Below are 26,542 nucleotides of genomic sequence, written 5' to 3'. Positions count from 1 at the left end.
TCGCCGTCATCGTGCCCCGCCCGTCACCCGGGTCAGCAAGGCCGTCGAGGAGCGGCCGTCGAGATACGGCAGGAGGACCGCCTGGCCGCCCCATTTCTCCAGCAGCGTCGCCTCGGGGAGCTCGGCGCCGGCGTAGTCGCCGCCCTTGACCCAGATGTGGGGCCGGAGTTCGGTGAGGAGGCGTTCGGGGGTGTCCTCGTCGAAGACGGCGACCGCGTCGACGCAGCCGAGCGCGCGCAGCACGCGGACCCGGTCGGCGAGCGGGTTGACCGGGCGGCCCTCGCCCTTGCGCCGCCGTACCGACGCGTCCGAGTTGACGCAGACGACCAGGCAGTCGCCGAGCCGCCGGGCCGCCTGGAGCAGTCCGACATGGCCGGCGTGCAGGAGGTCGAAGCAGCCGCCCGCCGCGACGACGGTGCCGTGCGCGGCACGGACGCGGGCGGCCAGGGCGTACGGGTAGCCCTGGTCACCGGCGCCGCCGAAGTCTCCGTCGGCGGGCGGGAGGCCCTCGGCCGCCTCCGCGGCCGGCAGCGCCCCCGCGCCGCCCGCGCCGACGAATCCGCTCGCGGCGGCCACGGCACCCTCGACGGCCTCGCCGACCAGCGCGCCGTCGGCGAGCAGCCCGGCCGCCGTCGCGGCGAACCGGTCCCCCGCGCCGCACGGATCGCCGGAGTGCACCGTCGGCGCGGGCACGAGCAGTGGATGCTCCCCGTACGACAGCAGGGCGCCCCTGGCGCCGAGGGTCACCGCGACGGCGGCGACCTGCCAGCGCCGGACGAGGGCCGCGGCCCCTTGGGCGGCCTGGCGCAGATCCCCTTCCCGGCCGGCCCTGGCCTCCGTGAGGCCGTACGTCTCCTGCTCCGAGGGCGAGACCAGTCGCGTGCCGCGCACCGGCGGGCCCCCGCGCGGGTGCGGGTCCCAGACCAGGGGCGGGTGTTCGGCCAGGGCGCCCCGCAGGGCGTCGGCGGCGCCGCGGCCGTAGTCGGAGACCAGGACGGCGGGTGCGCGGCGGACCGCCTCGCACGCCGCGTCGGTGGCCTCCACCACCCGGCCGTCACCCCGGTCCAGGCGGACGACGGGACGGTCCTGGGCGAGGACGCGGGTCTTCTCGGACAGCGGTCCGCTCAGCGGGAGCGGGATCAGGGTCAGCCAGGGTTCCAGGAGCCGCCGCAGCTCGCGGCTGGCGGGGTCGTCGCCCAGCCCGGTGACGAGCGTGACGTCGTGGCCGTCGCGTGCGGCGAGGTACGCGGCGAGGGCGGCGCCGCCCGGCCGCAGCCGCTGCCCGCAGTCGGCGACGACCGGCACGGGCGCGTCGGGCGCGAGCCGCTCGGCGAGACCGGCGAGGTCGCGGTCCAGCAGCGCGTCACCGACGACGAGCAGCGGGGCCCTGCCGCGCCCGCCCTCTCGCGTGCCGCCTCGTACGCCCCCGCGCACCTTGCCCCTGGCGCCGTCGGCCGGCCTTCCCGTCCGGCCGTTGCGGCCGCCCCGCGAGCCGCCGGTCGCGTCCTCTCCGGACGCTCCCGCCGGGCCCTGGCCCCACCCGCCCGTCATGCCGCCTCCCGTTCCACCACCGCGTCGAAGGCCGCGCACACCATGTGCACCGCCACCAGGTGGAGTTCCTGGACCGTCGCCGCGGAGGATGCCGTCACGCACAGGGCCTCGTCGCTGCCCGCCACGAGCGGGTTGGGGGCCGGGCCGGTCAGCGCCCACACGCGCAGGCCGGCCGAGCGTGCCGCGTCGGCGGCGGACAGCAGGTTGGCGCTGGCGCCGCTGGTGGACAGCAGCATCAGGACGTCGCCGGGGCGGCCGTGGGCACGGACCTGGCGGGCGAACACCTGGTCGACGCCGTAGTCGTTGGCGATGGCCGTCGTGCTGGAGGTGTCGGCGTGCAGCGCGATCGCGGAGAACGCCGGCCGGTCGTGCTGGTAGCGGCCGACGAGTTCGGCGGTGAGGTGCTGGGCCTGGGCGGCGCTGCCGCCGTTGCCCGCGGCCAGCAGCCGGCCGCCGCCGGTGAGGACGGCGGCCAGCCGCTCGCCCCACCGTTCGGTGATGTGGGCCGAGGCGCGGAACGCGCCCATGGCCTCCAAGAGTTCGTCGCAGTGTCCGACGACGGGCGGGTGCACGGTCATCACGCCACCTCCCTCGGCAGTTCGTGTCGGACCGCCACCCGGCGGTAGACCTGTTCGGTACCGTCCGCGACCCGTTGCCAGGTGAAGCGGGCGAGGACGCGGGCGCGGCCCGCCGTGCCGTAGCGGCGGCGGGTGCCTTCCTCGGCGAGCAGGTCGCACGCGGCGGCGGCGATCGCCCCGGAGTCGCCGGGGGGTACCAGCCGGCCGGTGTCGCCGTCGGCGACCGTGTCCCGGTGCCCGCCGACGTCGGTGGCGACGACGGGGACGGCGCACGCCATCGCCTCCAGCGGCACGATGCCGAACGGTTCGTACACCGGCGTGCACAGGACGAGGTCGGCGCCGCGCATCAGTGCGGGCATGTCGGCCGGGGCGACCGCGCCGAGCATCCGTACCCGGTCGCTCACGCCGGTGCGCCGGGCGAGCCGCCGCAGCCGTTGCGCCTCGGGGTCGGTCTCCAGCAGGCCGGGGGCGGGGCCGCCGGCGACGAGGAGTTCGGCGTCCGGGATCCGGGCCAGTGCGCGGATCGCCTGGTCGTAGCCCTTGCGGCGGACCAGCCGTCCGCAGGCGAGCAGCCGGTACCGGTGTTTGCGGGCGGGGGCGGCGCCGGGATCCGCGCCGGGGTGGAAGTGCTCGACGTCCACTCCGCAGGGCACGACGGACACCTGCCGCGGGGGCACTCCCATCTCGGCCAGCTCGTGCACCTCGTCGGTGCAGGTCGCAAGGACCCGCTCGCAGCCGAGGCCGATCTGCCGCTCGATGCCGATGCGCTCGAACGGGCTGGTGTCCCGCCGGCCCTGGTGGCGCCGCTTGACGGTGCCCAGGGCGTGGAAGGTCTGCACGACCGGGATGCCGTGGGCGTGCGCACCGATCCGGGAGGCCATGCCGGACATCCAGAAGTGGGCGTGCACGATATCGGACCGCTCGTGGTTCCAGGCGCGCGCGAGGTGGGCGCCGAACCCGGGCATGTAGGGGAAGAGTTCGTCCTTGGGGACGGCCTCGGGCGGTCCGGCCGGCACGTGCTCCACGACGGCGCCGCCGGGCAGCGGCACCCGGTCGGGCAGGTCGGTGGAGTCACGGCGGGTGTAGACCGTGACGTCGTGGCCGCGGCGGGCCAACTCCTCGGTGAGGCGGGCCACGTACACGTTCTGGCCCCCGGCGTCGACACCGCCGAGCGCGGCGAGCGGGCTCGCGTGCTCGGACACCATGGCGATCCTCATCGGGTCACCTCCTTCAGCAGCCGTTCCCAGTCGGCCAGGAAGCGGGACAGCCCGTAGCGGGCGAGCGCCGCCGCACGCGCCCCCTCGCCGATCATGCGAGCGTGCAGGGGGTCCGTCATGAAGTCCCGTACAGCATCGGTCAGTACGTCGATTCGGTTGGAGACCACTCCGGCGCCGACGGGCACGGCCTCGGTCACCTCGGTGGTCGCCGGCGCGACCACGGGCATGCCCAGGTGCATCGCCTCCAGCAGGGACAGTCCGAGGGAGGTCCAGCGGACGGGGTGGACGTAGACGCGCCGCCGCGCCATCGCCGCGTGCAGGTCGCGCTGGGCGAGTTCGTGAGTGCGGCAGCGGTCGGGCGAGAGGCCGAGATGTCCGGCGAGGCCCTCGGTGCCCATGCCGAAGACGTCCAGCGGGGCCGCGTCGGCGAACGCCGGCAGCAGGTCGGTTCCGGTGGTACGGCCGCGCCGCACGGGCTCGTTGACCACGACGGCCGCGCGCTCCAGTTCGCCGGTCCACCCCTGCCCGGGGTCGACGATCCCGTGCTCGACGACGGTGGTCGGGGTGGCGCCCGCGTCCCACATCAGCCGGTTGAAGTGGGTGACGTGGACGAGGGTGACGCCGGGGATGTCGGCGGCCGGGTGGCGGGTGTCGGGCACGTCGCCGTGCGGGGCGTTGTGCTCCAGGTACACCAGGGGCGGGCGGCGGCCCAGCCACCGGTCGACGAGGGCGAGTTCGTGCGGGCGTTGCAGCACGACGACGTCGATGTCCGTCTCCCGCAGCCGCTCCGGCGGGACCTCGACGACGGAGTCGGGCCAGTCGAACGTACGGGCGCGGCCCAGTCCGTCGGGTCCGCGGTCCGGGGTGACGGGGACGAGGTAGGTGTGCGGGCCCTGCACGAAGGCCGTGGTCCACGACCCGTGCACGTGCCAGAGCAGGATCCTCATGCCTCCGCCTCCTCCGCCTCCTCCGCCACGTCCGCCACCTTCGCGACGAGCTTCTCCACGGCGGCCACCACGTCGTGCGCGGTCACCGACTGCAGGCACGGATGCCCGGGTACGGGGCACTCCCGGGCCCTGCTGTCCGCGCAGGGCGCCCGCTGGTCGCCGAGCAGCACGTAGGGGACGCCGTACGGCCGCCAGCGCTCGGCGGGCACGACCGGGGCGAAGAGGGAGACGACCGGGGTGTCCACGGCGGCGGCGAGGTGCGCCGGGGCGGTGTTGCCGGTGACGACGGCGTCGGCCCCGGCGAGGACGCCGGCCAGCTCCGCGGCGCCGGTACGGCCGCCGAGGTCGAGGCCGTGCTCACCGGCGACGTGCGCGGTCAGGTCCCGTTCGTCCGGGCCGCCGGTCACCACGACGCGGTGCCCGGCGGCGGCCAGTTCGCGCACGGCTTCGGCACTGCGCTCGGCGCTCCAGGCGCGGGCCGGGACGCTGGCGCCTGGATGCAGCACGACGTACGGCCCCGGGCCGGTCAGCGCCGTGGTGCGGGGCGGCGGAAGCACGCTCAGCCGCCCGTCGTCGACCGCTGGGAAGCCCGCGGCCTCGGCGAGGTCGAGCATGGCCTGCGCCTCGTGGGCGTGCGGGGCGCGGTGGTGACGGACGTCGAGCAGCGAGCCGGGGTAGTCCTCGCTGTCCGCGGCGATGTGCTCCACCCCGGCCAGGCGCAGCAGCAGGGCGGCGGGCAGCGGGGACTGGTGGAAGGAGGTCAGGATCAGGGCCGTGTCGGCGTCGATGGTGTCGATGAGCTGCTCGACCTCGCCGCGGCCGACGGGCGGCGGCTCGAAGCCCACCCAGGGCGCGTCCCAGACGAGGAGGTCGTCCACGCCCGGCAGCAGCCGGGCGGCGGGCGCGCCGCGCGGCCCGCACAGCAGGGTGACGGTGTCGGCCCGGGCGGCGACGGCGCGGACGGCGGGCCCGGCGAGCAGGACGTCACCGAAGCTGTCGAGGCGGCTGACGAGGGCTTTCATTCCCGCCCTCCACCGGTGTCGTAGGCGGTGTCGTGGCCGGTGTCGTAGGCGGTCTCGTAGCCGGTGTCGTAGGCGGCCTCGATGGGCCGCTCGTCGGCCAGGACCCGGCCCCGCGGCGGTCCGTTCAGCACGGCGCGCACGGCGGTCGTCAGGTCCTTGGCCACGTGGTCGGCGTCCGCCGTCTCCTCCGGCCGGGTCTCGGGCGTCGGGACGAGGATCCCGTGGGCGCCCGCCCGGCGTGCGGCCTCGACGTCCGCGCCGATGTCGCCGACGACGACGCAGTCCGACGGCGCGGCGCAGACGCGTCCGGCCGCCCACAGGATCAGGCCCGGTTGGGGTTTGCGGCAGTGGCAGCCGTCGTCGGGGCCGTGCGGGCAGACGGCCCAGACGTCGAAGGGGCCGAGGAGTTCGTCGACGCGGTGGTTGACGCGGCGCACGTCGGCGTCGGTGAGCAGTCCGCGCCCGATGCCGGACTGGTTGGTGACGACGCCGGTGCGGATGCCCCGCTCCCGCAGCAGGCCGAGCGCCTCGCGGGCCCCGGCGACGGGGCGGACGCGGTCGGGGTCGGCGTTGTAGGGCACGTCCTCGACGAGGGTGCCGTCGCGGTCGAACAGCACGGCCTTGACGCGGCTCACGGCGCCACCTCCCGCCATGCGGGGGCGTTCCGGTATCGCCACAGGCCGCTGAGCCAGTGCCAGGTGGCCATGGGCGGGATGAGCGCGCTGGTCGCGAGCATGGTGGTCACCTCGTACCGGGTGCGCGGCCCGGGGACGATGCGCGACCGGGCGAACTCGCCGGTGCCGGCGGCCCAGCCGAGCGCGGCGACCGTCGCGGCCCTGTGGCGGCCGAGGGCCGCCAGCGCGCAAGCCGCGGCACCGGTCGCGGTGATCGCGAGGTGGGTCCGCAGCCGGCCGCGCGGGGCGACCGCCTTCTGCCACCAGTCGGGGCCGTGCAGGTGCCGCATGAGGGCGTCGTCGGCGTTGCCCCGCTGGGCGCGCAGGGACACCCAGCGCGAGGCGGGGCGCACGGGATGCCGGGTGGTGCGGCGGCCCTGCCGGACGCGCCAGCCGGCGTCGAGGACGCGCAGGGCGAGGTCGGCGTCCTCGCGGAAGGCGCGCCGGAAGCGTTCGTCGAAGCCGCCGACCTGCCTCAGCGCGTCGGTGCGGTAGGCCATGTCGGCGGTGATCCAGCGGGCCTGCGCGAGACCGGCGGTGTTGCGTTCCCAGTCGGTGGGGCGGCGCTCGCCGGGCAGCGGTACGGCGATCACGCCCTGGACGCCCGCGGTGTCGGGGGTCGTGTCGGCGAGGTCCTGCGCCAGCTGCTCGCACCAGTGCGGGCCGACCTGGACGTCGTCGTCGAGGAAGGCGACCCAGGGCGAGGCGACCGCGCGCAGGCCGGCGTTGCGGGCGGCGGCGGGCCCGCGTCCGCCGCCCCGGACCACGGTCGTGCGGTCGCGCAGGTCGCCCAGCACGCTGAGCGGGTGTTCCAGCGGGCCGGGATCCGGATCGGGCCGGTCGTCGACGAGGACGATCTGCTCCGGCTTCGGCCCGGTCGCGGCGGCGAGGGCGGCGAGGCAGTCGGCGAGGGTGTCGCGCACGAGGGTCGGGATCACCACGGCGTAGGCCGTACTCGTGCCGGTCGCCCCGGGCATGCTGGTCGTGCGGCTCATGCGAACGCCCTCCCCCGGCGCACCGCGTAGGGCCCGATCGCCAGCAGGTCGACGGGCGCGGAGCCGAAGCACTCCAGCGCGTCGCGCGGGTCGTCGACCATGGGCCGTCCGGCGGTGTTCAGGCTGGTGTTGACGACGACGGGCAGCCCCGTACGGCGTTCGAAGGCCCGCAGCATCCGTGCCACCAGCGGCTCCTGACGCTCCTCCACGGTCTGAATGCGGGCGGTGCCGTCGACGTGCACGACGGCCGGGATGCGGTCGCGCCATTCCCGTACGACGTCGTGCACGAACAGCATGTACGGGCTCGGCAGTGGCCCGGCGAACAGTTCGTGGGCGCGCTCGGCGACGACCATGGGGGCGACGGGCCGGAACTCCTCGCGGCCCTTGACGTGGTTGAGCCGCTCCAGGTTCTCGGCCCGGCCGGGATGGGCGAGCAGGGAGCGGTGCCCGAGGGCGCGCGGCCCGTACTCGCTGCGCCCCTGGAACCAGGCCACGATGCCGTCCCGGGCGAGTTCCTCGGCGACGGTCTCGGCGATGTCGTCCGGCCGCTCGTACGGTACGGCGGCCTCGTCGAGCCGGGCGCGCAGCTCCTCGTCGCTCCAGCCGCGGCCGAGGTCGGCGCCGGGCATGGCCTGCGGGTTCTCAGCGATGTGGAGCGCCCCGCCGAGGGCGGTGCCGGCGTCCCCGGCGGCCGGCTGCACCCACACGTGCCGGTACGGTCCCCGTGCGGCGATCTTGGAGTTGGCGACGCAGTTGAGGGCGACGCCGCCGGCCAGGGTGAGCGCGTCGCCGCCCGCCGTGTCGTGCAGCCAGTGGACGAGTTCGAGGAGGACCTCTTCGAGCACGGCCTGGGCGCTGGCGGCGAGGTCGGCGTGGTCCTGGGTCCACTCCTCCCCCTTGGCGCGGGGCGGGGCCAGGGCGGCCCAGTCGACGCCGTGCGCGCTGAAGCCGCCGTCGCCGGTGGGGTGGACGTACTGCCGCAGCTGGGGCAGGAAGCGTGGCTTGCCGTAGGAGGCGAGGGCCATCACCTTGTACTCGTCGCTGCTGCGCAGGAAGCCGAGGTGCTCGGTGAGTTCCTCGTAGACCAGGCCGAGGGAGTGGGGCAGCGCCTGCGCGGCGAGGGTGTCGAGCGTGCCGTCGCGGTAGCGGCCGGCCAGGTGGGAGGCGGCCTCGCCGCGCCCGTCGAGGACGAGGACGGCGCTGTCCGGGTGCGGGGAGGCGGGCCCGGCGGAGGCGGCGTGCGCCACGTGGTGCGGGACGAAGACGACCCGGTCGGGGTCGAGTCCGGGCAGGGCCTCCGCCAGGAACTCGGGGGCGCGGCGCGCGTACTCCAGGCGCAGCGGGTCCCAGGGGTCGTCCAGGCCCATCTCCCGGGCGGGGCGGGCCAATTGGGGGTCGAAGGAGTAGGTGACGGCGTCGAGTTCCTCGGGTCGCAGGTCCGCCCGCCGAAGGCACCAGCGGGCGGAGAGTTCGGGCAGCTCCCACGCGGAGAACGGCACCGGGCGCTTGCCGTGCTTGCGGCGGCTGAAGCGCTCCTCCTCGGCTGCCGCGACCGTACGGCCGTCGACTACGAGAGCGGCGGCCGGGTCGTGGAACAGGGCGTTGATACCAAGGATGCGCATGGGGTCAGCTCCGTCCCGTGCGACGTGTGGGGAGTTCGAGCCTCCGAGTGCCGCACCGCAGTTGTCTCAAACAATTGGAGACAGCTCGGGACGAAATAGACGGACTTTTCACATTAGGTAGTACTCAGGTCACTGCTCTGCGGCGGTTCCGGGCCCGTCTCAAGCGGCCACGGAGCGCGAGAACCAGCCAATCGTCCGCTCCAGGCCTTCGCTCCAGCCGACCCGCGGCCGCCAGCCCAGCCGCTCCCGGGCCAGCCGGGTGTCGGGCCGGCGCCGGGCGGGGTCGTCGGCAGGGCGCTCCACGAACCGGATGCGGGACGAGGAGCCGGTGAGCTCGATGATGCGGCGGGCGAGTTCGAGCATGGTGATCTCCTCGCCGCCGCCGATGTTGACCGGCCCGCTCTCGCCTGACGCGGCCAGGGCGAGAACGCCGTCGACCGTGTCGTCGACGTAGCACAGCGACCTGGTCTGGCCGCCGTCGCCGGCAACCGTGAGGGGGGCGCCGTCCAGGGCCTGTGAGAGGAAGGCGGGGACCGCGCGGCCGTCGCCGGTGCGCATGCGGGGGCCGTAGGTGTTGAAGATGCGGACGATGGCGGTGTCGGTGCCGTGCACCTTGCGGTGGGCGGTGACCAGGGCCTCGGCGAAGCGCTTGGACTCGTCGTAGACGCTGCGCGGGCCGATCGGGTTGACGTTGCCCCAGTAGTCCTCGTGCTGCGGGTGCTCCAGCGGATCGCCGTACACCTCGGAGGTGGAGGCGAGGACGAAGCGGGCGCCGTCGGCGCGGGCCCGTTCCAGCGCGTTGCGGGTGCCGGTGCTGCCGACGTCGAGGGTCTCCAGCGGCAGCCGCAGGTAGTCGACGGGCGAGGCCGGGCAGGCGAAGTGCAGGACGAGGTCGAAACGGCCGGGCAGGTCGCGCAGGGCTGCGGGATCGGTGGCGTCGGCGCGCACGAAGCGGAAGCCGGGGCGCTGTTCCAGGTCGGCGACGTTGGCGCGGGCTCCGGTGGACAGGTTGTCGAGGCACACGACATCGGTGTCTTCGGCGAGCAGCCGTGCGCACAGATGGGATCCCACGAATCCGGCTCCGCCGGTGACCAGGGCCCGGCGCCGGGCGAAAGCGCTCATGGGGCTCTCCTCCCTCTCGGCTTCACTGTGGTGTGGGCGCGAGTAACCCGGCGGCGGTGGGACATGCGTCGCCCGAACGTTCGGTCAGGTCCGTGCAGATGCCTGCGGTATACGAACGCACAGCTCAGCGGCCCGGAGTCCCCTTACGATCGTCCCGTGGTCACCTTCCTGCTCGAACGCACGGCACCGCTCCCCCTCGACGAGGCGTGGCGTCGCCTCACGCAGTGGCCCCGGCACGGCGATGCCGTCCCGCTGACCCGCGTCACCGTGGTCACGCCCCCGCCGACGGGCGAGGGCACGCGTTTCGTGGCCCGTTCGGGGCTCGGCCCGCTCGGCTTCGCCGACCCGATGGAGGTGACGCTCTGGCGCCCGCCCGCGGACGGCCTGCCCGGCCTGTGCCGCCTGGAGAAGCGGGGCAGGGTCGTCCTGGGGTGGGCGGAGATCGAGGTGCGGCCGGGTCCCGGCGGCCGCAGCCGGGTGATCTGGCGCGAGGAGCTGCGGGTCCGGCCGCTTCCCGGCCTTTTCGACCCCCTGCTGAGGGCTGCGGCGCGCTACACGTTCGGGCGGGCGGTGAACCGTCTGCTGCGGCGGGAGTGACAGAGTAGGCCGTATGACCATTGCGGGCGCGGCAGTTGTGGCGGTGGACGAGGTCGAGGCGCTGGCGGCGGACGCGTTGCGCTGGCTGGTCGGGGTCGCGCGGGACACGGGCGGCGGTGGACTCACCTGGAGCACCCGGCCCTCCGACACCGAGCTCAACCCGATGTTCTACAACGGCACCGCCGGGGTCGTACCCGTACTCCTGGAGGCGTGGCGGCACTTCGGTGACGACGCCTATGCCGACGCGGCCCTGCGCGCGGCTCGCGGCGTGGCGGCCGCCGTCGACGACTGGGACGACCCTTCGTTGTACTTCGGCCTCACCGGCATGGCGCTCGTCCTGCGGACCGTCCACGCCGAACTCGGCGACCCCGCCGCCGATGCCGCGGCGCACCGTGCGCTGGAGACCGTGCGGTCGGGCTTCGACGGCACCCGCTGGGGCGAGCTGTTCGAACTGATGGGCGGCAACGCCGGCATCGGCCTCGGCGCCCTGACGCTCGGCGACACGGATCTGGCCGTACTCGCGCTGGAGCCCTATCTGCGCACGGCCGAGCCGACTGAGGCGGGCGTCCAGTGGGAGGGCCGCACCGGCAGGGTCGCGCGCATGCACCACATCTCGCACGGCACGCTCGGTGTCGTGTGCGCCCTTGCCTCCGTCGGCACGGCGACCGGCCGCACGGACCTCGTCGAGCTCGCCCGGGCCGCCGCCGCGGACGTCGTGTCCCGCGACGAGGCCGGTCCCACCGGTTTCCTGGTCCCGCACTCCGACCCGCCGCACCTCCCCGACCGCATCGAGCGGTACAGCTACGGCTGGTGCCACGGCCCGGCCGGCGACGCCCAGGTCTTCCGCCTGCTGAGGGACCTGCTCGCCGACCCCACCTGGTCAGCCCTCGCCGACCGCTGCTGGCACACCGTGACCCACTCGGGCCTGCCCCACCGGCTCCGCCCCGGCTTCTGGGACAACAACGGCCGCTGCTGCGGCACTGCGGGCGTCCTGGCTCTGGCCTGCGACCGGATGGCCGAGCAGGACGACGGCCACGACTTCGCCCGGATCCTCGTCGCGGACCTCGCCGACCGCGCGATCCGGGACGCCGAGGGCGCGCGCTGGTCGAACGTCGAGCACCGGGTCACCCCGAGCGACCTCGAACCCTGCAGCGGGTGGGCGATGGGCAACGCGGGCATCGCGCGCGAACTCCTGCGCTTCGTCCGGCTGAACAGGGGCGGCGCGCCGGACTACGCGTTCGCGTGGCCGGACCAGCCGCCAGTACGGCGGAACGCCGTTCAGGCCACCGACCCGATCCGCCCCGGCGGCTGGGACGGCACGTCGTGATGGATCGGCGTGTGGGCGCCGGTCAGTGAAACCCCGCTGCCGCCACGCCGGTCGGCGACGATCTCGGCGGCGATCGACAGGGCGGTCTCCTCCGGCGTACGGGCCCCGAGGTCCAGCCCGATCGGGGACTTGAGCCGCGCCAACTCCAGCTCGCTCACGCCGACTTCGCGCAGCCGCTCGTTCCGGTCGAGGTGGGTGCGCCGGGAGCCCATCGCGCCGACGTACGCCACCGGCAGCCGCAGGGCGAGCTTCAGCAGGGGTACGTCGAACTTGGCATCGTGGGTGAGGACGCACAGCACCGTACGGGTGTCGACCTCCGTGCGCTCCAAGTACTCGTGCGGCCACTCGACGACTATCTCGTCGGCCTGAGGGAAGCGGGCCCGCGTGGCGAACACCGGGCGCGCGTCGCACACCGTCACGCGGTAGTTCAGGAACTTGCCGATCCGCACCAGCGCCGAGGCGAAGTCGATCGCGCCGAAGACGATCATCCGGGGCGGCGGAACGGAGGACTCGACGAGCAGCGTCAGCGGTGCTCCACAGCGAGAGCCCCGCTCTCCGATCTCCAGGGTGCCGGTGCGCCCGGCGTCCAGGAAGGCGCCGCCCTCCGCGGCGACCGTACGGTCCAGTTCCGGGTGGGCGCCGAAGCCGCCGTCGTGGGAGCCGTCGGGGCGGATCAGCATCGCGCGGCCCACGAGCTCCGCCGGACCGGACACGATCCGCGCCACCGCCGCCGTCTCCCCGCGCGCGGCGGCGGTGAGCGCGGCGGCGACCACCGTACGGACGGGATCGCCCGCCCGCACCGGCGTGACGAGGATGTCGATGACGCCGCCGCAGGTCAGGCCCACGGCGAAGGCGTCCTCGTCGCTGTAGCCGAAGCGTTCCAGGACCGACTCCCCGTCCTGAAGCGCCTGTTGGCACAGCTCGTAGACCGCGCCCTCCACGCAGCCGCCGGAGACCGAGCCGATCGCCGTGCCGTCGGCGTCGACCGCGAGGGCCGCGCCGGGCTCTCGGGGCGCGCTGCCGCCGACGGCCACCACGGTGGCCACGGCGAAGTCGCGCCCCTGCTCGACCCACCGGTGCAGCTCTTCGGCGATGTCCAGCATCTGTCTCGGTCTCCTTGACTGCGGTTGCGTGGAGTGCGGTCGGGGCGCGGCTAGCGCACGCCCAGCCAGCTCTCGATCGGGTTGAGGGCGAAGTAAACCAGGAAGATCGCTGTCAGTCCCCACATGAACGCGCCGATCTCCCGTGCCTTGCCCTGGGCGAGCTTGACGGCCACGTACGAGATCACCCCGGCCCCGACGCCCGCGGTGATGGAGTACGTGAACGGCATGATCACTACGGTCAGGAAGACCGGGATCGCGGTGGCCCGGTCGCCCCAGTCCACATGCCGGGCGTTCGTCATCATCATGGCGCCGATCACCACCAGGGCGGCGGCCGCGACCTCGCCGGGCACGATCGCCGTCAGCGGGGTGAAGAACAGGCACGCCGCGAAGAACAGGCCGGTGACGACGGACGACAGTCCCGTACGGGCGCCTTCGCCGACGCCGGTCGCCGACTCGACGAACACGGTCTGGCCCGACGCACCCGACACGCCGCCGATCGCGCCGCCCGCGCCGTCGATGAACAGCGCCTTGGACAGGCCCGGCATCCGGCCCCGCTCGTCGGCCAGCCCGGCCTCCGTGCCGACGCCGATGATGGTGGCCATCGCGTCGAAGAAGCCGGCCAGCACGAGCGTGAACACGATCATGCCGACCGTCATCGCGCCGACCTCGCCCCAGCCGCCGAACTCGACGTCGCCGAAGATCGAGAAGTCGGGCATCGAGACCGCGCCGCCGTGCAGTTCGGGAGCCCCGCTCGCCCACTGCTTCGGGTCGATGACGTCCACTGCGTTGAGGAGCACGGCGAGTACGGTGCCGCCGACGATGCCGATCAGGATCGCGCCGGGGACGCGGCGCGCCTGGAGCATGAAGATCGCGAGGAGCGTGACGGCGAACAGCAGCACCGGCCAGCCGGCGAGTTCACCGGTGGGGCCGAGGCTGACCGGGGTCGCCTCGCCCTGGTGCACGAACCCGGCCTTGTAGAAGCCGATCAGGGCGATGAACAGGCCGATGCCCATGGTGATGGCGTGCTTGAGCGCGAGCGGGATCGCGTTCATGATCATCTCGCGCAGGCCGGTGACGACGAGCAGCATGATGACCACGCCGTACATCACGCACATGCCCATGGCCTGCGGCCAGGTCATCTGGGGGGCGACCTGGGAGGCGAGGACTCCGGAGACGGAGAGGCCGGCGGCGAGCGCGAGGGGCACCTTGCCGACGAAGCCCATCAGCAGGGTGGTGAGGGCCGCCGCGAACGCGGTCGCGGTGATCAGCGCCTGCTGGCCGAGCGTGTTCCCCGCGGCGTCCTTGCCGGACAGGATCAGCGGGTTGAGCAGGAGGATGTACGCCATCGCCATGAAGGTGGTGACGCCGCCGCGCACTTCGCGCGCGACCGTGGATCCCCGGTGGGATATGTGAAAGTACCGGTCGAGCCAGGACCTGCCGGCCGGGACGCGGGTGCCTTCGCCCGCGTCTTCGGCTGTGGTCCTGGGCTCCAGTGACTGCTGGGTCATGGTGCCGTCTCCCAAGGTTCACAGGGGCACCCGCGGGTCGCCTTCGGCGATCGCGGGGTTTGGGATGTGCACGACCCGGGGGACGGCCCGAGACGAACGGGGTGCTGCGGTTGCGGCCGGCGTTACGCGGTTCCCGTCAGGTGTTCGGGACGTACCGGCGTCCTGTTCAGCTCCAGCCCCGTCGCGTTCCGGATCGCCGCGAGGACGGCCGGGGTCGACGACAGGGTGGGGGCCTCACCGACGCCGCGCAGCCCGTACGGGGCCTGGTCGTCGGCGAGTTCGAGCACGTCGACGGGAATGGTCGGCGTGTCGAGGATCGTGGGGATCAGGTAGTCCGTGAAGGAGGGGTTCCGTACCTTCGCGGTCTTCGGGTCGACGACGATCTCCTCCATGACCGCCACGCCCAGCCCCTGGGTCGTACCGCCCTGGATCTGGCCGAGCACGGACAGCGGGTTGAGCGCCTTGCCGACGTCCTGCGCACAGGCCAGTTCGATGACCTTGACCAGGCCGAGCTCGGTGTCGACCTCGACGACGGCACGGTGGGCGGCGAAGGAGTACTGCACATGGCCGTTGCCCTGGCCGGTGCGCAGGTCGAAGGCCTCGGTCGGCCGGTGCCGCCACTCCGCCTCGACCTCGACGGCCTCGTCTTCGAGCACGTCCACCAGGTCGGCGAGCACTTCGCCGCCGTCGGTGACGACCTTGCCGCCCTCCAGGAGGAGTTCGGCGGTGGCCCAAGCAGGGTGGTAGGAGCCGAACTTGCGGCGGCCGATCTGAAGGACCTTCTCGCGCACGAGCTCGCAGGAGTTCTTGACGGCGCCACCGGTGACGTACGTCTGCCGCGACGCGGACGTCGAACCGGCGCTGCCCACCCGCGTGTCCGCCGGATGGATGGTCACCCGCGCGACGCCCAGCTCGGTGCGGGCGATCTGCGCGTGGACGGTGACCCCGCCCTGGCCGACCTCCGCCATGGCCGTGTGCACGGTCGCGACGGGCTCGCCGCCCACGACCTCCATGCGCACCTTGGCGGTGGAGTAGTCGTCGAAGCCCTCGGAGAAGCCGACGTTCTTGATGCCGACCGCGTAGCCCACGCCCCGGACGACGCCTTCGCCGTGCGTGGTGTTGGACAGACCGCCGGGCAGCTGCCGTACGTCCGCGCCCTCGCTGCTCTCCCACTGGCGCTCCGGCGGCATGGGCATCGCCTTGACGCGGCGCAGGAGTTCGGCGACCGGTGCCGGGGAGTCGACCGGCTGCCCGGTCGGCATGAGCGTGCCCTGCTCCATGGCGTTGCGCTGCCGGAACTCCACCGGATCCATGCCCAGTCGCTCGGCCACCTTGTCCATCTGCGCCTCGTACGCGAAGCACGCCTGGACCGCGCCGAAGCCGCGCATGGCGCCGCAGGGCGGGTTGTTGGTGTAGAGGGCGAGGGCCTCGATCTCGACGTCGTCGACGACGTACGGGCCGATGCCCAGCGAGGCCGCGTTGCCGACGACCGCCGGGGAGGTGGAGGCGTACGCGCCGCCGTCGAGGACGATCCGGCACTTGACGTGGGTCAGCTTCCCCTCGCGCGTCGCCCCGTGCTCGTAGTACAGCTTGGCCGGGTGGCGGTGGACGTGCCCGAAGAAGGACTCGAACCGGTTGTAGACGATCTTGACGGGCTTGCCCGTGCGCAGCGCCAGCAGACATGCGTGGATCTGCATCGACAGGTCCTCGCGCCCGCCGAACGCGCCGCCGACGCCGGACAGCGTCATCCGCACCTTGCTCTCGGGCAGGCCGAGGACGGGTGCGATCTGGCGCAGGTCGGAGTGGAGCCACTGGGTGGCGATGTAGAGGTGGACGCCGCCGTCCTCGTCCGGCACCGCGAGGCCCGACTCGGGGCCGAGGAAGGCCTGGTCCTGCATGCCGAAGGTGTACTCGCCCTCGACGATGACGTCGGCGCGCTCCCGGGCGGCGGACACGTCACCGCGGATGATCGGCTGGCGGTGGACGATGTTCGGGTGCGGGACGTGGCCGAGGTGGTGGTCGTCGCGGTTCTCGTGGACGAGGATCGCGTCCGGCGCGGTCGCGGAGGCCTCGTCGGTGATGACGGGAAGTTCCCTGTACTCGACCTTGATCTTCGCGGCGGCGCGGCGCGCGGTCTCCGGGTGGTCGGCGGCGACGGCGGCGACCGGCTCGCCGTGGTGACGGACCTTGCCGTGGGCGAGGACCGGGGTGTCCTGGATCTCCAGGCCGTAGTTCTTCACCTCGGTCGGCAGATCGTCGTACGTCAGGACGGCGTACACGCCCGGCAGGGCGAGCGCCTCGCTCGTGTCGATGGACACGATCTCGGCGTGCGCGACCGTGGAGCGCAGGATCTGTCCCCAGAGCATGTCCTCGTGCCACATGTCGGACGAGTACGCGAACTCGCCGGTGACCTTGAGGGTGCCGTCCGGGCGGAGCGTGGACTCGCCGATGCCGCCCTTGGTCCGGGAACCCTGGGTGAGCTTCGTGGGAGTGCCGATGGGGGCGCCGTTGGTGGGCATGTTCAGACCGCCTCTGACTGCCGGGCGGCCGCCAGGCGGACCGCGTCCATGATCTTCTCGTAGCCGGTGCAGCGGCACAGGTTGCCCGACAGCGCCTCGCGGATGTCCGCGTCGGTCGGGTTCGGGTTGCGCTCCAGCATCTCGTCGGCGGCGACGAGCAGACCCGGGGTGCAGAAGCCGCACTGGACGGCGCCGGCGTCGATGAACGCCTGCTGGATGGGGGCCAGTTCGGTGCCTTCGCCCGTATGGGAGTCCTGAGGCTTGGCCTCCCACCGCTTCGCCGCGTCCAGGGACGTACCGCGAGAGCCGGTCCCGCAGGAGCGGTGCTGGGCGTGTTCCGCGAGCCCCTCCACCGTGACGACCTCTCGGCCTTCCACCTGGCCCGCCGCGACCAGACACGAACACACCGGCACGCCGTCCAGCCGGACCGTGCACGACCCGCACTCGCCCTGCTCGCAGGCGTTCTTGGAACCCGGCAGCCCGAGCCGCTCCCGCAGCACGTACAGCAGGGACTCGCCCTCCCACACGTCGTCGGCTTCCTGCGGACGACCGTTGACCGTGAAATTGACGCGCATCAGGCGGCGCTCCCCTGCTGGTGTGTCCGGCCGTCGGTGCCGCGGTACGACTCCCAGGTCCAGGTCAGCGTCCGGCGGGCCATGACGCCGACCGCGTGCCGGCGGTAGCTCGCCGTGCCCCGGACGTCGTCGATCGGGTTGCAGGCGGCGGCGCACAGGTCCGCGAACCGCTTGGCGACCGACGGGGTGATGATCTTCCCGTTGTCCCAGAAACCGCCCTCGTCGAGTGCGGCGTTCAGGAACTCCTCCGCGGTCTTGGCGCGCACGGGGGTGGGCGCGGCGGAGCCGATCCCCGTGCGGACCGTACGGCTGCGCGGATGCAACGCGAGCCCGAACGCGCACACGGCGATGACCATGGCGTTGCGCGTACCGACCTTCGAGAACTGCTGCGGCCCGTCGGCCTTGTCGATGTGCACGGCCCGGATGAGCTCGTCGGCGGCGAGCGCATTGCGCTTCACGCCGGTGTAGAACGCGTCGATCGGGATCCGGCGCGACCCACGCACCGACTCCACCTCGACCTCGGCGCCCGCGGCGAGGAGAGCGGGATGGGCGTCGCCGGCCGGGGAGGCGGTGCCGAGGTTGCCGCCGACGCCGCCGCGGTTGCGGATCTGCGGGGAGGCGACCGTGTGCGAGGCGAGGGCGAGACCCGGCAGCTCGCCGCGCAGGTTCTCCATGATCTTCGTGTACGGGACGGAGGCACCGAGCCGCACGCTCGCCTCGGCGGCCTCCCACTCGTAGAGGTCGCCGACGCGGGTGAGGTCGAGGAGGTACTCGGGCCGGCGGTGGTCGAAGTTGATCTCGACCATCACATCGGTGCCGCCCGCGATCGGCACAGCGGTGGGGTGCTCGGCTTTCGCGGCGAGCGCCTCCTCCCAGCTGGCGGGGCGAAGGAAGTCCATGACCGGCTCTCTTCTTCGTCTCATGGATCGTGCGGATCGAGCCAATCCGTGTGCGGCGGGCCCGGCTCGTTCATGTGCTGTTCACGCTCAGTGGGGCCAGTACACAGCGCCGTCCGCCGACCGGGTCAGTCACGGAAACCATGAAGGAGTTGGCTGGCCAGGGCGGTCATCTTGTAGATTCGTATGAACGGAGGTCATCAGAAACACCCCCGTTTTCGTGTGGAAACGCCAGACACACACCGTGTGACCAGGGACACGGCCGGAACACGGCCACGGCGACGGCGAGCACCGCTCACCAGCCCGCCGAACGGGCCGCTCCCCACCCACGCCCCTCCCCGACTCATCGAAGATTTCGAGACAAAGAACGGCGGCGACGAGAATGCGGCTGCGCGCACTGCTGAACACCGACGCGCTGGGCCTCAGGCTGCTCGGCGGCGACGACGAGCTGGACCGCACCGTACGCGGCGTCATGACCACCGACCTCAGGGACCCCAGCCGCTATCTCTCGGGCGGGGAACTGGTCCTGACCGGCCTGGCCTGGCGCCGGAACGCCGCCGACTCCGAGCCGTTCGTACGCATCCTGGTGCAGGCCGGCGTGGCCGCGCTGGCGGCCGGCGAGGCGGAACTGGGCGACGTCCCGGACGACCTGGTCGTGGCCTGCGCCCGCCACCGCCTCCCGCTGTTCGCGGTGCACGAATCGGTGGCTTTCGCGACGATCACCGAACACGTCGTACGGCAGGTCTCGGGCGAGCGGGCCGGAGACCTGGCGGCCGTGGTCGACCGGCACCGCCGCATGATGACGTCGGGCCCGGCGGGCGGCGGCCCGGACGTGGTCCTGGACCTGCTCGGCTCGGACCTGGACCTGCGCGCCTGGGTGCTCTCCCCCGCGGGCCGCCTGATCGCGGGCCCGAAGGCCGCCCCCGGCCTGTCCGCCGATGTGCGCGCGAAGCTCGCGGCCGAACACCTGGCGGCCGTCCGCACGGGCAGACGCGGCCCCCACCGGGTGACGCTCGGCGCGACGACGTACTCCCTCTTCCCGGTCCGCAGCAGCGGCCGCTCCCCGCAGGGCGCCCGGGACGTCCGCGAAACGGTCCTGTCGGACTGGCTGCTGGCCGTCGAGGCGGACGCCGGGGACTGGCCGGAGGAACGCCTGGACCTCCTCCAGGGCGTCACCCAGCTCATCGCGGTCGAACGGGACCGCAGGGACGCGGCCCGCACGGTCCGCCGCCGCCTGGCCCAGGAGGTCCTGGAACTGGTGCAGGCCGGCGCGCCCCCCGCCGAGATCGCGGCCCGCCTGAGGGTGGCCGCCCCCGTACTCCTCCCCGGCCTCGGCGCGGCCCCGCACTGGCAAGTGGTGGTGGGCCGGGTCGAATGGCGGGACGGCGCCCCGGAAGGAGGCCCGGTGGCCCAGTCCCTCCTCGAGGAAATCCTGGTGGACCCGCTCGCCACGGGCCCCGAGCCCTCGGACCGCATCGCGGTGGCCCACACCGGCGACGAGGCGATCGCCCTTGTCCCCCTCCCCGCGGTCTCCTCGGAACACGACGGCTCGGAGGCGGGCCTCCTCGCCGACGTGCTCCTGGAATCCGTACGGGACCCCCTGTCGGCCGGCCTGGACGACGACGGCCGGGTCACCCTCGGTGTCAGCGCGTCCGTCCACTCGGCGGAGGGCCTGCGCGGCGCCCTGGAGGAAGCCCGCCACGCCCGCCGGGTGGCCGCCGCCCGCCCCGGCCGGGTCTGCGCGGCGGGCCACCAGGAACTGGCCTCCCACGTCCTGCTGCTGCCGTTCGTCCCGGACGACGTCCGCCGAGCCTTCACGGCCCGCCTCCTGGACCCCCTGCGCGACTACGACCGCCGCCACCGCGCCGAACTGATCCCGACCCTGGAAGCCTTCCTCGACTGCGACGGCTCCTGGACCCGCTGCGCGACCCGCCTCCACCTGCACGTCAACACGCTGCGCTACCGGGTGGGCCGGATCGAGCAGTTGACGAGCCGGGACCTGTCGCGGCTGGAGGACAAGCTGGACTTCTTCCTGGCACTGCGCATGAGCTGAAACCTCGGGCCCCCCGAATCCCACGACTTTGTGAAATCCTTCACCCAGCCTCTTGGCCAGGCCCGTCGATTCGTGCTGAGATGCCGCCACCACTCAACAGCTCGATGGCGTGCTGGGCCTGTCCTTCGGATCAGGTCGGTGTTGAAAGGGCGGTGCCGGGCAACGCCGGTGAGCGGGGCTTGGTGCGTGCAGCTGCAAGGCGGAGGAGCCGTGTCGATCAGCCGCTACCGCGGCGGGCGACGCGGAGCGTCGGCGACCGACGACAACGCCGCAGATGTGCGTGCCAAGCCCCGCGACCCCGAGCTGATCCGAAGGACAGGACCTTGGGGAGGACAACGTGGCGCATACCGCCATGTCTGGTAACGGAACGACCGCCGGTGACGATCCACTCCAGACCGCGGTATGGCGGCTGCGCTCGCGCGCCTGCTGGGGCGACGCGGCCGCCCTGCTCCAACCGGTCACCGCACCGGCCGCGCTGCAACGGGCCTCCCTCTTCGTGGAGCGCTGCCTTTACACGGAGCAGGGCTGGGAGGAGGCCGAGGACGCGCTGCGCACGGCCGAGGCGCTGGCCCACGGCGACGACGAGCGGGGCGCGGCCGCTTGTGAACGCGGGCAACTTGCGTACGCGGCGACGCTGCACGGCGTACGGGACCGGGCCGACGAGGCGCGTGCGGCGCTCGGCCGGGCCGCGGCTCTCATCCCCCCGGGCTCCGAGCAGCGGGCCCTGCTGGACTTCCGCCGGGGCCTGCTGGCGGAGAACCTGACCGGCTCCCCCCAGGCGGCACGCGCCGCCTACCGCCGCGCCCACGCGGGCGCCACGGCCCACGCCGACCCGCTCCTGCTCTCCTTCACCTGGCGCCACCTGGCCGGACTCGCCCTGAGGGACGGCGAACTGGCGGAGGCCCGGCACGGCTTCACCGAATCCCTGCGGATCCGTGAGGAGTTGGGCTACCTGGTCGGTACGGCCCCGGCACTGGCGTCCCTGGCGGACGCGGAGACGGAGCCGGAGGCGTCCCGCCTCCGCGAGGAGGCCCGCCGCCTGTTCCGCCTGCTCGGAGGCGTCCCGACTTGGCTGGCCCGCCAGTTGGCTCCGCCGGCGGGGGCGGCGTAACGCGTAACCCTGACCGGTAAGGGCACCGTCGTGAGGCCCATCAGGGCCTCACGACGCTCCCGCGAAGTGCTCCCCCACCAGGCTCCGCACCACATCCACGTCCCGCGCGATCAACGCGTCCAGCAACGCCACGTGCTCCGCCGCGTCCGCCACGAGCTCCGCCCGCCCCCGCACCCCGGGTGGCCCGCCCACCAGCGGCCACTGAGCCCGCCGATGGAGCTCCTCCGCGATCTGGACCAGCTGCTCGTTGCCCGCCAACGCGAGCAGCGCGCGATGGAAGGCCCGGTCGGACTCCGCGTACGTGGCCCGGCAACCGGAGGACGCGGCCCGCACAGTCGCCTCGGCGAGGGGCCGCAACTCGGCCCAGCGCTCGGCCGGCACCGTGCGGGCCAGCCGCAGCATCACCGGCACCTCGATCAGCGCGCGCACTTCCGCCAGCTCCGCCAGTTCACGTGTCCCCCGCTCGACGACCCGGAACCCGCGATTCGGCACGACCTCGACGGCCCCCTCCAGCGCGAGCTGCTGCATGGCCTCCCGCACCGGCGTCGCGGACACCCCGAAGCGCTCACCGAGCGCGGGAGCGGAGTACACCTCGCCGGGCCGCAGCTCCCCCGCCACCAAGGCGGTACGCAGGGCGTCCACGATCTGACCCCGCACAGAGGACCGCTGCACAGAGGACCGCTGCACGGAGGACCGCTGAACAGCGGGACGGGCGCGGTCGTCGCCCGGGCACGGGATCGGCTGCTCGCCATGGGTGTGCTCACCCCGCGCGGCCCCAGCGGCAGCGCCCCGCTCCCGTTCCACGTCCGCGGCCCGGGCCTGCGACGGCACCCGCGCCGCCGCCACCCCTGCGGAGCCCTGCACACCCTGCCTCACGGGCTCCTCCTCCGGACGTATCAGTACTTGGGGTCATTACGGCGGCTTGTTACTCGTCCGTCAAGCACCTTAGGGGCAGAAGCGGCCAGTTCAAATCCCAATCATGTTCGATAAGGTAAGCCTTATCTGAAGACGTCAGCGAATCGGTGGTCCCGTATGCCTGCGCCGCTGCCCGCCCCCCACTCGCCCGTCACGGCCGCGTACGCCCGCCTCACCCAAGCCCTCCCGGCCCTGACCGTCACGGAGCTCACCCCCGACCAGTGGGCCCCCGAAGGGGGCGGCTGGGTCACCGCCGCCGCCCTGGCGGACGGCGGCCCCGGCCTCGACGCCTTCCTCGCCCGGGACGACGCACAAGTGCTCCGGGACCACGGCCGCCCCGCCCGCCCCGACGTGATCGCGAGCTTCGGCCTGCACCGTTACGCCTGGCCCGCCTGCCTCCTGATCACCGCACCCTGGTTCCTGCACCGCCGGGTCCCCCGCCACCCCGTGACGAACGTCTCGTACGACCGCACCCAGGACCCCATGGCGTTCGCCGTACGCCCCGGCCCCTTCGCCTGCCTGCCGGACGACCCCGCGGCGACACTCCCCGGCGCCCGCCCCGTCCCCGACGAGGAGGCCCTGCGGGCCTAGGGCCTGTGTCGAAAGTGGCGTCGTCCGCCCGAAGGGCGGGCCGGGCGGCGTCTGGTGCGTGCTCTCGGCGTGCCGGGCGGAAGCCCTCGTACTGGATGTACTTGGGCTTTCGCCCGGCGCGGCGAGAGTGCGTGCCAGGCGCCGCCCGGCAGGCGCCACTTTCGACACAGGCCCTAGGTCCGCGCGGCCGTCGCCGAGCACATGGAACCCGTCCTGGCCGGCTTCGGCCCGCGCACGCGCCGGCGCGGCCGCGCCCTGTGGGGCATGGTGACCGACGAGATCGTGGAAAGCCTCTGGTACGTCGCGGAACTCCTCGGCGAGGACGAGCGGCGGCGGGCCGAGCACGAGCTGGAACTCCTCCTGCCGGGCACGACCAAGCCGTACGTCGGCTCGGCCGCCTTCCGCGTACTGACCGGCCCGAACGGCGAGTCGCTGCCCACCCGGGACCGGGCGAGCTGCTGCATGTTCTACACACTGGAGCCGCAGGACACCTGCGTCACCTGCCCGCGGACCAGCGACGCGGACCGCGTCACCAAGCTCATGTCGGCCGCCGCCAGTTGAGCCACCCTCAGGTCCGAGCCGACTCGGGCATCCCGTAGGATCGCCGCGAACAAGACTTCCGCCCGGTTACAGGCAATTCACAACTTTCTCACGGGTCACGGGAACTTTCCGTGGAACCACCCGCACGGGTAGTCTTATTCGAACTCAACTCCCGCCCCTCAAGCGGCAGTTCGAGCAGAACGCCGCCCTGGGCACCCCCCTTGCAATTCCTTGGCGGCCTCTTGCCCCGAAACCCCCTGAGGGCCGTTGGGATTGGGCCACTATGGCGGGCGTTATCACGCCCTATCCCAATGCAAGGGACCCCAGATGAGACTGACCGACATATCGCTGAACTGGCTGCTTCCGGGCGCCGTACTGCTCCTGGGCATGCTGGCGGCGGTGGCGGTGCTCGCGCGCGGCAAGCGCCCCTCCGGGGAGAGCGCGAGCGCGGACGACTCGTGGGAGCGCAGCGAGGAGCGCCGCAGGCGCAAGGAGGCCATTTACGGCACCGCCTCCTACGTCCTGTTGTTCTGCTGTGCGGCGGTGGCCGCCGCCCTCTCCTTTCACGGCCTGGTCGGCTTCGGCCAGCAGAACCTGAACCTGTCCGGCGGCTGGGAGTATCTCGTCCCCTTCGGCCTGGACGGTGCGGCGATGTTCTGCTCCGTACTCGCGGTGCGCGAGGCCAGCCACGGTGACGCGGCGCTCGGCTCCCGGATACTCGTGTGGACGTTCGCGGGCGCCGCGGCCTGGTTCAACTGGGTGCACGCGCCCAGGGGCATCGACCACGCGGGCGCCCCGCAGTTCTTCGCCGGCATGTCGATGTCGGCGGCCGTGCTGTTCGACCGCGCGCTGAAGCAGACCCGCCGGGCCGCCCTGCGCGAGCAGGGCCTGGTGCCCCGTCCGCTGCCGCAGATCCGCGCCGTCCGCTGGATGCGGGCCCCGCGCGAGACGTACAAGGCGTGGTCGCTGATGCTCCTGGAGGGCGTGCGCAGCCTGGACGAGGCGGTCGACGAGGTGCGCGAGGACAAGCGCCAGAAGGAGGCGGCCCGACTGCGCCGGCGCGAGCAGGAGCGCGTGGAGCGCGCGCAGCTCAAGGCGATCAGCCGGGGCCACCGCGGTTTCGTCGGCCGCGGCCGGCAGCTGGAGGCGCAGGCCACCCTGGAACGGGCCTCCGACCGAGTCTCCGCGGAGCCTGCCATATCGACGCCGGAGCAACTGCCCCCCGTACGCCAACGGCCCTCCCTGCAGCCCGTCCGCAGCGGATCTGACCCCGTTACCGTCGACCTCACCGCGGAGGACGACACAATGGCCCTGCCGCGCCTCGACTCCTTGGAGCGCAAGCTCAAGGACCTCGAGCAGCAGTTCGGCTAGGCCCACCGGGCACAAGCCCGCCTGGCATCACGGGAGGGGGGAGCGGCTCATGGAGCCGCTCCCCCCTCCCGTGTGTTGGACATCGTCCACAGACATACCGTCTGTTGACGCCCGGTCAGGAAACCCCCGCCTCCAGCTCGAACCACACCGCCTTCCCCACCCCGTGCGCCCGCACACCCCACGCGTCCGCGAGGGACTGCACCAGGATCAGCCCCCTGCCGTGCGTACTGTCGTCGGCGTTCGGTACGCACGGAGTGGGCCTGCGGGCCACGAAGTCCCGCACCTCCACCCGGAGCCCACGGGGTCCGACGGTGGCCGTCAGGACCGCGTCGTGGTCGGTGTGGATGAGCGCGTTGGTGACGAGTTCGCTGGTCAGCAGTTCGGCGATCTCCGATCGACCGGGCCTGCCCCAGTGCCGCAACACCGCGCGCAGCGCCTTGCGCGCCTCGGGCACCGCCCCCAGGTCCGCCCGCCGGAGTCTGCGCTTGAGCTGCGGCGCCGGAGCCCCCTCCCCGGCGCCGTCGTCGTTGTCGGCGTCGTCCCCCACTGTCTCCACCGTGAGGGCCCCTGTCGCCGTGGGACCGCCTCCTCGTACCTGCCTCTTCATGACCCCCGCCCGCGTGCCGATGTCGGTTCCCCTCTGCTCGAACACGTTCACGGGGATCCATGCCCCGTCGCACACGCGGCAGTCATGTCGAGTCTTTGGCGACCAGGTGTTCGGCCATGTTGCGGGCGCCTCCGTCGGCCGCCGGGTCCTGATCGCGGGCGGTGGACCCGGCTACCGATTCCGCTCTGCCGACCTCGCTGTACTCGGCGAAGAGGTGTGGCAGTTGTTCCTGGACGTGGAGATGCTGTCGAAGCACGGCGCTCGCGGAACGGGCAGCCCTGGCCGACGTCCCGTCCCGGCCGGCCTCGGCGAGCGCGCACCGGATCTCCGCGACCGGCTCTGCGCCGACCACCCGGGGCCGGCGAAACTGGCCGGAATCCGCCGTGGCCGGCGCGGGGCCGCCCGCCCGACCCCCGTGCGGGAGGGCGGCCCCGGTCTTGCGGTGGTCGCGGTCAGTGGAGCTTGTTCACCGCGCGGGTGGTCGTCTTCTTGAAGGCCTTCACCGGCGCATCGTCGAAGTCGCCCAGCTGGCCCCAGTCCACGACCGTCACCGTCCGGCCGTCCCGGCCGACGGAGAGGAGGCGGATGTCGGTGGCGCCCCAGGAGGTCGCGGTGTGCAGGCCGTAGACATGGGCGCCCTCCTCGACGGACAGCGATCCGTAGTCCTCGAGGGTGGCGTCGATCTCCGGGTCGGACTGCTCGATCCACTCCGAGCAGGACCGGATGTCCTGGTTCAGCCGCGAGGCCAGGCCCTTCGCCGAGCGGATGTCCGGCAGGACGACGGTGATCTGACGGGCGCTCGCGTCGACGTCGGTCCTGAAGTCGCGGTGCCAGGAGGAGTCGTGGCCCGGCAGCGCCATGCTCAGGCAGCTGTCCACCTCCACTTCCTCCGGTACACCACCGGTGACCTTGCCGGCCGTCCAGGAAGAGGTGGGGTGGGGCGGAAGGTCGGCGGCCGAGAGGAAGCCGGGTGCCTGGGTGGTGGCGTTCGCCGGGACGGCGAGCACGGAACCGAGGGCGAGGCATGCGGCGGCGAGTACGGTGAGCGCGCCGGCTCGGGTGCGGTTGGGCATGGGTGTTCCCCCGTGGGTGAGTGCATGG

22 protein-coding genes and 3 pseudogenes are annotated in these 26,542 nt (G+C 73.3%); 8 read left to right on the top strand and 17 right to left on the bottom strand.

All coding sequences use genetic code 11. The features are described 5' to 3' along the window. Positions 1 to 6 precede the first annotated feature (6 nt). The 9 genes from rfaE2 to Q4V64_RS41250 form a co-directional block, all read right to left on the bottom strand. Entirely contained in the window at positions 7 to 1,551 is a 1,545-nt protein-coding gene (rfaE2, locus tag Q4V64_RS41290) for a D-glycero-beta-D-manno-heptose 1-phosphate adenylyltransferase (protein ID WP_124438276.1), read from the bottom strand. Further along, entirely contained in the window at positions 1,548 to 2,129 is a 582-nt protein-coding gene (locus tag Q4V64_RS41285) for an SIS domain-containing protein (RefSeq protein ID WP_124438277.1), read from the bottom strand. The genes rfaE2 and Q4V64_RS41285 overlap by 4 nt, the downstream gene beginning before the upstream one ends. Further along, positions 2,129 to 3,346, bottom strand: coding sequence for a glycosyltransferase (locus tag Q4V64_RS41280; protein WP_124438278.1), 1,218 nt, complete (start codon positions 3,344 to 3,346; stop codon positions 2,129 to 2,131). The genes Q4V64_RS41285 and Q4V64_RS41280 overlap by 1 nt, the downstream gene beginning before the upstream one ends. Further along, the gene (locus Q4V64_RS41275; protein WP_124438279.1) at positions 3,343 to 4,293 is read right to left on the bottom strand and encodes a glycosyltransferase; all 951 of its coding nucleotides are present in this window, start codon (positions 4,291 to 4,293) and stop codon (positions 3,343 to 3,345) included. Before Q4V64_RS41275 ends, Q4V64_RS41280 begins: the two co-directional genes overlap by 4 nt. Next, the gene (locus Q4V64_RS41270) at positions 4,290 to 5,315 is read right to left on the bottom strand and encodes a glycosyltransferase family 9 protein (protein WP_124438280.1); all 1,026 of its coding nucleotides are present in this window, start codon (positions 5,313 to 5,315) and stop codon (positions 4,290 to 4,292) included. Before Q4V64_RS41270 ends, Q4V64_RS41275 begins: the two co-directional genes overlap by 4 nt. Continuing rightward, on the bottom strand, positions 5,312 to 5,950 hold the full coding sequence (locus Q4V64_RS41265; protein WP_124438281.1) for an HAD family hydrolase: 639 nt from the start codon (positions 5,948 to 5,950) through the stop codon (positions 5,312 to 5,314). Before Q4V64_RS41265 ends, Q4V64_RS41270 begins: the two co-directional genes overlap by 4 nt. Continuing rightward, entirely contained in the window at positions 5,947 to 6,984 is a 1,038-nt protein-coding gene (locus tag Q4V64_RS41260; RefSeq protein WP_124438282.1) for a glycosyltransferase, read from the bottom strand. The genes Q4V64_RS41265 and Q4V64_RS41260 overlap by 4 nt, the downstream gene beginning before the upstream one ends. Then, positions 6,981 to 8,606, bottom strand: coding sequence for a carbamoyltransferase C-terminal domain-containing protein (locus tag Q4V64_RS41255; RefSeq protein ID WP_124438283.1), 1,626 nt, complete (start codon positions 8,604 to 8,606; stop codon positions 6,981 to 6,983). Before Q4V64_RS41255 ends, Q4V64_RS41260 begins: the two co-directional genes overlap by 4 nt. 159 nt (positions 8,607 to 8,765) lie before the next feature. Then, positions 8,766 to 9,728, bottom strand: coding sequence for a UDP-glucuronic acid decarboxylase family protein (locus tag Q4V64_RS41250; RefSeq protein WP_124438284.1), 963 nt, complete (start codon positions 9,726 to 9,728; stop codon positions 8,766 to 8,768). A 156-nt stretch (positions 9,729 to 9,884) separates the two neighbouring features. Between Q4V64_RS41250 and Q4V64_RS41245 the strand changes: the two genes are divergently transcribed. Together Q4V64_RS41245 and Q4V64_RS41240 are read left to right on the top strand one after the other, a co-directional pair. Further along, on the top strand, positions 9,885 to 10,325 hold the full coding sequence (locus tag Q4V64_RS41245) for an SRPBCC family protein (protein WP_124438285.1): 441 nt from the start codon (positions 9,885 to 9,887) through the stop codon (positions 10,323 to 10,325). A gap of 13 nt (positions 10,326 to 10,338) precedes the next feature. After that, a complete protein-coding gene (locus Q4V64_RS41240; protein WP_124438286.1) occupies positions 10,339 to 11,652 on the top strand; it encodes a lanthionine synthetase LanC family protein in 1,314 nt (437 codons plus the stop codon). Here the strand turns inward: Q4V64_RS41240 and Q4V64_RS41235 are convergent. The 5 genes from Q4V64_RS41235 to Q4V64_RS41215 form a co-directional block, all read right to left on the bottom strand. Continuing rightward, complete coding sequence (locus tag Q4V64_RS41235) at positions 11,604 to 12,755, bottom strand: XdhC/CoxI family protein (protein ID WP_124438287.1); 1,152 nt, start codon at positions 12,753 to 12,755, stop codon at positions 11,604 to 11,606. The genes Q4V64_RS41240 and Q4V64_RS41235 overlap by 49 nt on opposite strands. 50 nt (positions 12,756 to 12,805) lie before the next feature. Beyond that, positions 12,806 to 14,263 (bottom strand): NCS2 family permease, encoded by a 1,458-nt coding sequence (locus tag Q4V64_RS41230; protein WP_124438288.1) that lies wholly within the window; start codon positions 14,261 to 14,263, stop codon positions 12,806 to 12,808. A 122-nt stretch (positions 14,264 to 14,385) separates the two neighbouring features. Then, entirely contained in the window at positions 14,386 to 16,782 is a 2,397-nt protein-coding gene (locus Q4V64_RS41225) for a molybdopterin cofactor-binding domain-containing protein (RefSeq protein WP_124438289.1), read from the bottom strand. A gap of 2 nt (positions 16,783 to 16,784) precedes the next feature. Beyond that, a complete protein-coding gene (locus tag Q4V64_RS41220) occupies positions 16,785 to 17,357 on the bottom strand; it encodes a (2Fe-2S)-binding protein (RefSeq protein ID WP_124438290.1) in 573 nt (190 codons plus the stop codon). Further along, positions 17,357 to 18,256, bottom strand: coding sequence for an FAD binding domain-containing protein (locus Q4V64_RS41215; protein WP_124438291.1), 900 nt, complete (start codon positions 18,254 to 18,256; stop codon positions 17,357 to 17,359). Before Q4V64_RS41215 ends, Q4V64_RS41220 begins: the two co-directional genes overlap by 1 nt. Before the next feature lie 379 nt (positions 18,257 to 18,635). Here Q4V64_RS41215 and Q4V64_RS41210 point away from each other — a divergent pair, with 379 nt between their 5' ends. Together Q4V64_RS41210 and Q4V64_RS41205 are read left to right on the top strand one after the other, a co-directional pair. Then, entirely contained in the window at positions 18,636 to 20,306 is a 1,671-nt protein-coding gene (locus tag Q4V64_RS41210) for a PucR family transcriptional regulator ligand-binding domain-containing protein (protein WP_124438292.1), read from the top strand. 337 nt (positions 20,307 to 20,643) lie between these two features. Continuing rightward, positions 20,644 to 21,417 (top strand): hypothetical protein, encoded by a 774-nt coding sequence (locus Q4V64_RS41205; RefSeq protein WP_124438293.1) that lies wholly within the window; start codon positions 20,644 to 20,646, stop codon positions 21,415 to 21,417. Positions 21,418 to 21,465: 48 nt separating this feature from the next. On the opposite strand, the gene Q4V64_RS41200 is transcribed toward Q4V64_RS41205, so the two are convergent. Next, positions 21,466 to 22,293: a GntR family transcriptional regulator gene (locus Q4V64_RS41200; RefSeq protein ID WP_124438294.1), complete on the bottom strand. Its 828-nt coding sequence runs from the start codon at positions 22,291 to 22,293 to the stop codon at positions 21,466 to 21,468. Between the two features lie 156 nt (positions 22,294 to 22,449). Between Q4V64_RS41200 and Q4V64_RS41195 the strand changes: the two are divergent. From Q4V64_RS41195 to Q4V64_RS41185, 3 genes and pseudogenes are all read left to right on the top strand, one after another. After that, a pseudogene (locus Q4V64_RS41195) lies at positions 22,450 to 22,920 on the top strand (iron-sulfur protein); the annotation flags it as partial. Between the two features lie 180 nt (positions 22,921 to 23,100). Then, a pseudogene (locus Q4V64_RS41190) lies at positions 23,101 to 23,484 on the top strand ((2Fe-2S)-binding protein); the annotation flags it as partial. A 306-nt stretch (positions 23,485 to 23,790) separates the two neighbouring features. Then, complete coding sequence (locus Q4V64_RS41185; RefSeq protein WP_124438295.1) at positions 23,791 to 24,834, top strand: DUF2637 domain-containing protein; 1,044 nt, start codon at positions 23,791 to 23,793, stop codon at positions 24,832 to 24,834. Between the two features lie 115 nt (positions 24,835 to 24,949). On the opposite strand, the gene Q4V64_RS41180 is transcribed toward Q4V64_RS41185, so the two are convergent. Next, positions 24,950 to 25,441 carry an ATP-binding protein gene (locus Q4V64_RS41180; protein WP_124438310.1) on the bottom strand — a complete coding sequence of 164 codons (492 nt, stop codon included), beginning with the start codon at positions 25,439 to 25,441 and terminating at the stop codon, positions 24,950 to 24,952. Positions 25,442 to 25,595: 154 nt separating this feature from the next. Here Q4V64_RS41180 and Q4V64_RS55550 point away from each other — a divergent pair. After that, a pseudogene (locus Q4V64_RS55550) lies at positions 25,596 to 25,785 on the top strand (hypothetical protein); the annotation flags it as partial. Positions 25,786 to 25,893: 108 nt separating this feature from the next. On the opposite strand, the gene Q4V64_RS41170 reads toward Q4V64_RS55550, so the two are convergent. After that, positions 25,894 to 26,514: a hypothetical protein gene (locus Q4V64_RS41170; RefSeq protein ID WP_124438296.1), complete on the bottom strand. Its 621-nt coding sequence runs from the start codon at positions 26,512 to 26,514 to the stop codon at positions 25,894 to 25,896. Positions 26,515 to 26,542 lie beyond the last annotated feature (28 nt).

Source organism: Streptomyces sp. NL15-2K, from assembly GCF_030551255.1.
Taxonomy (GTDB): domain Bacteria; phylum Actinomycetota; class Actinomycetes; order Streptomycetales; family Streptomycetaceae; genus Streptomyces.
Note: the sequence above shows the minus strand (reverse complement) of the source record. Positions and strands in the feature narration are given on the sequence as shown.

Bases quoted from the DNA above. Each gene is read 5' to 3' on its own strand.
- rfaE2 (WP_124438276.1), bottom strand. From the start codon at position 1,551: ATGACGGGCGGGTGGGGCCAGGGCCCGGCGGGAGCGTCCGGAGAGGAC.
- Q4V64_RS41285 (WP_124438277.1), bottom strand. From the start codon at position 2,129: ATGACCGTGCACCCGCCCGTCGTCGGACACTGCGACGAACTCTTGGAG.
- Q4V64_RS41280 (WP_124438278.1), bottom strand. From the start codon at position 3,346: ATGAGGATCGCCATGGTGTCCGAGCACGCGAGCCCGCTCGCCGCGCTC.
- Q4V64_RS41275 (WP_124438279.1), bottom strand. From the start codon at position 4,293: ATGAGGATCCTGCTCTGGCACGTGCACGGGTCGTGGACCACGGCCTTC.
- Q4V64_RS41270 (WP_124438280.1), bottom strand. From the start codon at position 5,315: ATGAAAGCCCTCGTCAGCCGCCTCGACAGCTTCGGTGACGTCCTGCTC.
- Q4V64_RS41260 (WP_124438282.1), bottom strand. From the start codon at position 6,984: ATGAGCCGCACGACCAGCATGCCCGGGGCGACCGGCACGAGTACGGCC.
- Q4V64_RS41255 (WP_124438283.1), bottom strand. From the start codon at position 8,606: ATGCGCATCCTTGGTATCAACGCCCTGTTCCACGACCCGGCCGCCGCT.
- Q4V64_RS41250 (WP_124438284.1), bottom strand. From the start codon at position 9,728: ATGAGCGCTTTCGCCCGGCGCCGGGCCCTGGTCACCGGCGGAGCCGGA.
- Q4V64_RS41240 (WP_124438286.1), top strand. From the start codon at position 10,339: ATGACCATTGCGGGCGCGGCAGTTGTGGCGGTGGACGAGGTCGAGGCG.
- Q4V64_RS41235 (WP_124438287.1), bottom strand. From the start codon at position 12,755: ATGCTGGACATCGCCGAAGAGCTGCACCGGTGGGTCGAGCAGGGGCGC.
- Q4V64_RS41230 (WP_124438288.1), bottom strand. From the start codon at position 14,263: ATGACCCAGCAGTCACTGGAGCCCAGGACCACAGCCGAAGACGCGGGC.
- Q4V64_RS41225 (WP_124438289.1), bottom strand. From the start codon at position 16,782: ATGCCCACCAACGGCGCCCCCATCGGCACTCCCACGAAGCTCACCCAG.
- Q4V64_RS41220 (WP_124438290.1), bottom strand. From the start codon at position 17,357: ATGCGCGTCAATTTCACGGTCAACGGTCGTCCGCAGGAAGCCGACGAC.
- Q4V64_RS41215 (WP_124438291.1), bottom strand. From the start codon at position 18,256: ATGGACTTCCTTCGCCCCGCCAGCTGGGAGGAGGCGCTCGCCGCGAAA.
- Q4V64_RS41210 (WP_124438292.1), top strand. From the start codon at position 18,636: ATGCGGCTGCGCGCACTGCTGAACACCGACGCGCTGGGCCTCAGGCTG.
- Q4V64_RS41185 (WP_124438295.1), top strand. From the start codon at position 23,791: ATGAGACTGACCGACATATCGCTGAACTGGCTGCTTCCGGGCGCCGTA.
- Q4V64_RS41180 (WP_124438310.1), bottom strand. From the start codon at position 25,441: ATGAAGAGGCAGGTACGAGGAGGCGGTCCCACGGCGACAGGGGCCCTC.
- Q4V64_RS41170 (WP_124438296.1), bottom strand. From the start codon at position 26,514: ATGCCCAACCGCACCCGAGCCGGCGCGCTCACCGTACTCGCCGCCGCA.